The organism is Methylacidimicrobium cyclopophantes (genome assembly GCF_902143385.2).
In the GTDB taxonomy this organism is placed as follows: Bacteria; Verrucomicrobiota; Verrucomicrobiia; order Methylacidiphilales; family Methylacidiphilaceae; genus Methylacidimicrobium; species Methylacidimicrobium cyclopophantes.
In genome coordinates, this window is the sequence record NZ_CABFUZ020000118.1 from 1 (window position 1) to 4,377 (window position 4,377).

Annotated in this window: 6 protein-coding genes and 1 tRNA gene; 4 read left to right on the forward strand and 3 right to left on the reverse strand. The window is 60.6% G+C overall.

Features of this window, described 5'->3' with window-relative positions; translation table 11 throughout:
* Window positions 1-23: 23 nt before the first annotated feature.
* Window positions 24-467 (reverse strand): hypothetical protein, encoded by a 444-nt coding sequence (locus FN369_RS05315; protein WP_142525157.1) that lies wholly within the window; start codon window positions 465-467, stop codon window positions 24-26.
* Between the two features lie 318 nt (window positions 468-785).
* Between FN369_RS05315 and FN369_RS05320 the strand changes: the two genes are divergently transcribed.
* Complete coding sequence (locus tag FN369_RS05320) at window positions 786-1,256, forward strand: peroxiredoxin (protein WP_142525158.1); 471 nt, start codon at window positions 786-788, stop codon at window positions 1,254-1,256.
* A gap of 39 nt (window positions 1,257-1,295) precedes the next feature.
* Here the strand turns inward: FN369_RS05320 and glpX are convergent, their stop codons facing one another.
* Both glpX and FN369_RS05330 read right to left on the reverse strand, forming a co-directional pair.
* On the reverse strand, window positions 1,296-2,366 hold the full coding sequence (glpX, locus tag FN369_RS05325) for a class II fructose-bisphosphatase (RefSeq protein ID WP_142525159.1): 1,071 nt from the start codon (window positions 2,364-2,366) through the stop codon (window positions 1,296-1,298).
* Window positions 2,367-2,509: 143 nt separating this feature from the next.
* Window positions 2,510-2,583 (reverse strand) — tRNA-Pro (locus FN369_RS05330).
* A gap of 57 nt (window positions 2,584-2,640) precedes the next feature.
* On the opposite strand from FN369_RS05330, the gene nadD reads away from it, so the two are divergent.
* The 3 genes from nadD to FN369_RS05345 all read left to right on the forward strand — a co-directional run.
* The gene (gene nadD, locus FN369_RS05335) at window positions 2,641-3,264 is read left to right on the forward strand and encodes a nicotinate-nucleotide adenylyltransferase (protein ID WP_142525160.1); all 624 of its coding nucleotides are present in this window, start codon (window positions 2,641-2,643) and stop codon (window positions 3,262-3,264) included.
* Window positions 3,264-3,602 (forward strand): ribosome silencing factor, encoded by a 339-nt coding sequence (rsfS, locus tag FN369_RS05340; RefSeq protein ID WP_142525161.1) that lies wholly within the window; start codon window positions 3,264-3,266, stop codon window positions 3,600-3,602. The genes nadD and rsfS overlap by 1 nt, the downstream gene beginning before the upstream one ends.
* 100 nt (window positions 3,603-3,702) lie before the next feature.
* Window positions 3,703-4,377, forward strand: a 675-nt coding sequence (locus FN369_RS05345; RefSeq protein WP_142525162.1) for a potassium channel family protein, incomplete at its 3' end; no start/stop codon positions are given.

Here is a 4,377-nt window from a genome sequence, read left to right on the forward strand (position 1 = left end):
AGGCCCGCCGATTAGGCGGCGGGTTACTCCGGCTGCGCAGGCGCGGGAGCCGTCTCCTTCTGCTGAGCCGCCCGATCGAGCGCTTCCTGCAGCTTTGCGGCTTCCTCCTTGATCTGTCCAGCACCCTTTCCGAGCGATTTCGCGGCACCCCGAATTCCTGCTTGCAGCGCCTCCTTCATCTGCTTCAGATCCTGATGGAAAGCGGATCGTTCGTTGCGCAACTCCTTGGCAAGGGATCGGGCGAGCTCGTCGTGCTTTTCCCGGATCGCCTGATCGAGCTGATCGATCTTCCCGTTGAGCTCCGAATCCCGTTTCAAAAGATCCGCGAGCCTTTCCTGCCAGCTACTCGGGGGATTCGCCGAAGGAGAAGTCGGCGGGTTGTCGCCGGCCGGCGGCTCTCCGGCGCGGAGCGCCCCCATCCCTAAGAAGAATGCAACGCCCATTCCGAGAACCGTTCTTCCATTCATGCATTCACATCGAACCACACGCCGAATTTTCGTCAACCGCTTCTTCCCAGGCATCGTTCCTTTCCTCTCTATGGAGCCGTCTCGCGCTTCCTCGACCCGCCGGGAGAAAGATCCAAAAGCCGGCCTCCGGATCCTACGCATCCCCGCGATTCGGCCTTGTCGAGCCGACGACCCATTTCTTCTCCCAAGGATCGGAGGCCGAATCGGACGCAAAAAACAAGGACGACGAGAAGCCGGGCCTGACCGGATCGGAGGTCGCGATGCATTTCCGGAAGAAAGTCCTTGGTGTCATCACCCTTTTCGCATTTTATTTCTTTCGTGAATACGAACTTAGCGACAGAGCCGCTCGGGATAGGCGCGGCCGTACCGGCCGTGCAAGCAGTAGATCAAGACGGGAACACCGTGGACTTGGAGGAAGCCTCGCGGAACGCAATCGTTCTGCTCTACTTCTATCCCAAGGCCGATACACCGGGATGCACGAAGGAATCCTGCGGGCTTCGGGACGCCTACAAAAAGTTCATCGATCACGGCGTGCGCGTCTTCGGAGTGAGCATGGACACGGTTTCCGCGCAAAAGCGTTTCGCCGAAAAGTACCACCTTCCCTTCACCCTGCTCGCCGATCCGGAGGGCAAGATCGTCGACGCCTTCGGCGTGACGAAGAAAAACGGTCACGCGACCCGGCAGTCCTTTTTAATTCGCAATGGGAAGATTGTCTGGCATAACGCAAAGGTAAATCCGGAAACCCATACGGAGGAGGCGCTACGGGAGATCGAAAGACAATCTTCTTGAAGAGCGCTCCCCTTTCGACCTTTTCGCGCGCGGCGGCTTTCAGCTCCCCTCATGGAGAGGGCGCTCTTTGGCGAGACTTCGGAGTCGAATGGTCTTGTAGCGGAGATCGTGATAGGTCTGAATCCATCGGATGGTTCGGTTCTTCGCACGGACGAGCAGAGAATGAGTGACGGCATGGCTGCGCGTAAAGCGGATGCCGGCCATACCCGCACATTCCAAAATGGCGGTGGCGCAAAAGAGAATGTTGTTCCCTTTCGCCAAGTCATCCGCATAGAAGACCCGATCCAATTCCGCACCGTAGCCCTGCTCGATCAAGGCTTCCCGCTCCGTCGCATCCCTCGGCCACATCTGCACCTGCATCTCCCCGCCGAGACATTTGATAGCCGCTGCGGCCAGCACCGCCTCCGGAGCTCCCCCAATTCCAAGATAGACATCGATGTGGCCCTCCGGCATCGAGGGGGCCATCGCGGCCGTCACATCCCCATCCGAAATCAGGCGCAGGCCGCACCCGGCGGAGCGGATCTCCTCGATCAGCCGCTCGTGCCTCGGTCGATCGAGCACACAGACGACGAGGTCCCGGACCCGCTTTCGCAACGCCCGCGCGACGACCGGCAAGATCTCGTCGATCGGACTCTTGAGATGCAAGCAGTCGACCCCCAACCTTTCGACGTAGCTCTTCACCTGAGGGCCGTAAGCCATCTTCATCGTGTAAAACGATGGGATGTCCTTCAGGGCGTCCGCCGCTCCCGGCTCCGGGGAAGCGGCCGCGATCACCGATATCGAACTGCCCGCTCCTTTCGAAACATTGGTCGTTCCGTCGATCGGATCGACCGCAATGTGGTATCGGGGAGCGGTCGGCCCCCACTTCCCCAGCTTCTCGCCTTTGAAGATTCCCGGAGCGTTGTCCTTGATCCCTTCTCCGATGACCACCTCGCCCCGAATATCCATTAGGTCGAACATGCCCCGCATCGCATCGCAGGCCGCCGCGTCAGCCTTTTCTTTCTGCCCGCGACCCACCCAGTGGAAGACATTGAGCGCGGCCGCTTCCGTTGCCCGCACGAAATCGAGCTCGATGAGCCGCTCGATATCTGGATATCGGTCGTCGTTCATCTTTCCGCCTGATCCTCCGCAGACCGGCTCCTTCTTTGGAATCGCCCGCTCGAGCGGCCATGCCGGCCCGCTATTTCGGCATCCATTTTCGTCCAAACGGCCAATCGACTCTCCCCGGTGGGCGGAAGCCGTGCGAAAAACACTCGGACCGGCGAGATTTGAACTCGCGACCTCTTGCACCCCAAGCAAGCGCGCTACCAGACTGCGCCACGGCCCGTTTGACGTGATCCAACAAAGAGGCTAACAGATTTCCGAAAACAAGAGCAAGTTCCCGATGCGCAACGCAGGCCCGACGGCAAAAAAACATCTTCGCCCGCTTCGCCTCGGCCTCTTCGGAGGCAGCTTCGACCCGATCCACCATGGCCACCTCATCGGCGCCTGGGATGCTCTGGAGCAGATGCGCCTCGATCGCATCCTCTTCATTCCCTGCTCCCTTTCCCCGCACAAGTCGGACCCTCCCGTCGCTCCGGGCGAAGAGCGCCTTGCGATGATCCGCCGGGCGATCCGGGGTTGGTCCGCTTTTTCTCTTTCGGATTGCGAGCTGGTGCGTGGCGGGCCTTCGTTTTCCGTTGACACCGCAGAGCAGATGCGCAGCCGCTTCCCGGTGGCGGAACTCTTCTGGCTCATCGGTTCGGACCAAGCGCAGAGCCTCCCCTCGTGGAAGGACTATTCGCGTCTTCGAAAGCTCGTCACCTTTCTGGTCGTCCCTCGGCCACGCTACGCCAACCTCGTTCCGGAACATGGAATGGCGATTCTCCCTTCGCCCCACTTCGTCGATATCTCCTCGACGGAGATCCGCGAACGCGCCGCCAACGGCCTCCCCGTCGGCCACCTCGTGCCTCGGCCGGTGGCCGCCCACATCGCCAAACGACGGCTGTACGAGAAGAGCCCCGCCTGATGGAAGATTCGCTCGCATTGGCCCGATTTTGCCGGGATGTCGCCGTAGAAGGGAAAGCGATCGCACCAGTGATCCTCGATCTCCGGAACCTTTCCGCTTTCACGGATTTCTTCTTGATCTGCTCCGCGGCTTCGCCGCCGCAGCTCAAGGCACTGGTTGCCTCTCTCGAGCGGGAGGTGCAGAAGGTTCACGGCCTCCAACCGCGCTCGCTCCAAGGCTCTCCCGCTAGCCACTGGGTCGTGGTCGACTATGGATCGCTCCTGGTCCATATCTTTCTCGAAAAGGAGCGGGCGCACTACGAGCTCGAGCGTTTGTGGGGAGACGCGCCCGTGGTCTAAGGGCATGGTCGGATAGGGACGAGCCATTCCACTGCGCATGACCCTCGATTCGGCTCACCGGCTTTCGCCCTCTCTTTTTTGCAAGGAAGAACAATAGCCGATGCCGGTTCCTTCGCCCCCTCCCGTTTCGCACTCGACCCCTTGGCAGCCACCCGTTCGCCATCCCTTTCACCGCTTTCTGGGCGCTCTGAGCATTCTTCTCCTGCTGGTGGTGGTCGGAAGCTTCGGCTATTGGGCCCTCGAGGGGATGTCGCCTCTCGACGCCCTCTACATGACCGTTATTACCCTTAGCACCGTGGGCTTCGGAGAGGTCCACCCCCTTTCCCCCCAAGGTCGGCTCTTCACGATCGGCTTGATTGCGGGAGGAGGAGTCCTTGCGGCCTACTCCGCGGGAACAGCGGTCGAATATCTGGCTTCCGGAGAGTGGCGGGATTTTCTTGAAGGCCGCCGAGAAAGACGAATGTTGAAAGGGATGAAGGACCACTATCTGGTCTGCGGCTATGGCCGGGTAGGACGCCATGTCGCTCAAGAGTTGATCGATCAGGGCTTACGGGTCGTCGTGATCGACTCCCATCCCGAGCCCGTCTCTCAGCTCAAGCGCTCGGAAGTCTCAGCCCTCGTGGGGGATGCATCGGACGAATCTGTCTTGACGATGGCGGGGATCCTTCACGCGAAAGGGCTGGTGGCTTGCGCAAGCTCGGACGCCGAGAACCTTTTGATCGTCCTCACCGCCCGCCTGATGAATCCAAAGTTGCGGATCGTCGCCCGGGCGGTC

Excerpts from the sequence above, each read along its gene's own strand:
- nadD (WP_142525160.1), top strand. The coding sequence starts at position 2,641 with ATGCGCAACGCAGGCCCGACGGCAAAAAAACATCTTCGCCCGCTTCGC.
- FN369_RS05315 (WP_142525157.1), bottom strand. The coding sequence starts at position 467 with ATGAATGGAAGAACGGTTCTCGGAATGGGCGTTGCATTCTTCTTAGGG.
- rsfS (WP_142525161.1), top strand. The coding sequence starts at position 3,264 with ATGGAAGATTCGCTCGCATTGGCCCGATTTTGCCGGGATGTCGCCGTA.
- glpX (WP_142525159.1), bottom strand. The coding sequence starts at position 2,366 with ATGAACGACGACCGATATCCAGATATCGAGCGGCTCATCGAGCTCGAT.